This window comes from Gordonia sp. AC31, from assembly GCF_031844505.1.
Lineage (GTDB): Bacteria > Actinomycetota > Actinomycetes > Mycobacteriales > Mycobacteriaceae > Gordonia > Gordonia hongkongensis.
This window is the reverse complement of the sequence record NZ_JAUZVK010000081.1, coordinates 1-1349: the sequence shown is the minus strand read 5'-3', so window position 1 is coordinate 1349 and position 1349 is coordinate 1. Positions and strand designations below refer to the sequence as shown.

The 1349-nt window shown below is 64.1% G+C and carries 1 protein-coding gene; it reads left to right on the top strand.

Features of this window, described 5'->3' with window-relative positions; all coding sequences use genetic code 11:
* The coding region (locus Q9R39_RS24650) for an IS256 family transposase (RefSeq protein ID WP_396275750.1) at positions 1 to 1331 on the top strand (1331 nt) is incomplete at its 5' end.
* Positions 1332 to 1349 lie beyond the last annotated feature (18 nt).

The window sequence follows — 1349 nt, the reverse complement described above, 5'->3', positions numbered from 1 at the left end:
TGGCTGAGCCGCGTTCGACCGCGGAGGTGGCCGAGGCGCTGGAGGCCTCGGGCATGGTCGATGAGTTGTTGGCCCAGATCGATACCGGCCAGGTCCAGATCACCGGCGACGGCGGCCTGATCCCGGGTCTGATCAAACTCGCTCTCGAACGCGGCCTGAAGGCCGAGCTGACCGATCATCTCGGCTATGCCAAGGGCGATCCGGCCGGTCGGCAACTGCCCAACGCCCGGAACGGGTCGAGCCCGAAAACGGTGGACTCCGCGGCCGGGCCGGTCGAGTTGGACGTTCCTCGTGACCGTGCCGGCACGTTCACCCCACGCCTGGTACCGAAGGGTTCCCGCCGGCTCGGCGGGCTCGACGACATGATCATCTCGCTGTATGCCGGTGGCATGACGTTGCGCGACATTCAGCATCATCTGGCCTCGACGATCGGCACCGATCTGTCGCATGAGACGATCTCGAAGATCTGCGACGAGGTCCTCGACGCGGTCGATGAATGGCAGAACCGGCCGCTGGAGGCGTTGTATCCCGTCATCTACCTCGACGCCCTGGTGGTGAAGGTCAAAGACGGCGGTCACGTCCGAAACAGACACGCCCACATCGCTATTGGCGTCGATATGGCCGGCGTCAAGCATGTGCTGGGCATCTGGATACAAGCCGAGGAAGGCGCGAAGTTCTGGGCCGGGGTGTGTGCGAATCTGGCCAACCGCGGCGTCAAGGACGTGCTCATCGTGTGCTGCGACGGGTTGACCGGGTTCCCCGAGGCGATCGAGGCGACCTGGCCATTGGCCACGGTGCAAACGTGTGTGGTGCATCTGATCCGCAACTCGATGCGGTTCGTGAACTACAAGGACCGCAAAGACGTCGCGCGGGCGATCAAACCGATCTACACCGCCCCCGACGCCGAGACCGCCCGCCGCGAATGGGAAGCCTTCCGAGACTCGGAACTGGGGACCAAATATCCGAGTGCCGCAGCAGCTTTCGGTCGAGCGTGGGACCGGTTCATTCCGTTCTTGGCGTTCCCGCCCGAGCTCCGCAAAGTCATCTACACCACCAACTCGATCGAGTCGCTGAACTACCAGCTCCGCAAGGTCATCAAGAATCGGGGACACTTCCCCAACGATCTCGCGGCGCGCAAACTGCTGTGGCTGGCGATCTGCGACATCGAGGACAAACGGGCCCGGCAACGCGAGAAGGAACGCGGCAAGCCCGCCGCCACGCGCAGAGCCCCCGGCAGGCTCGTCGAGGGCCAAGTCGTGACGAACTGGAAACAGGCCCTCGGGCAACTAGCCCTGGCCTACCCCGACCGCATCGAACCCCACCTCAACTAGACCCAACCAGCAACCACA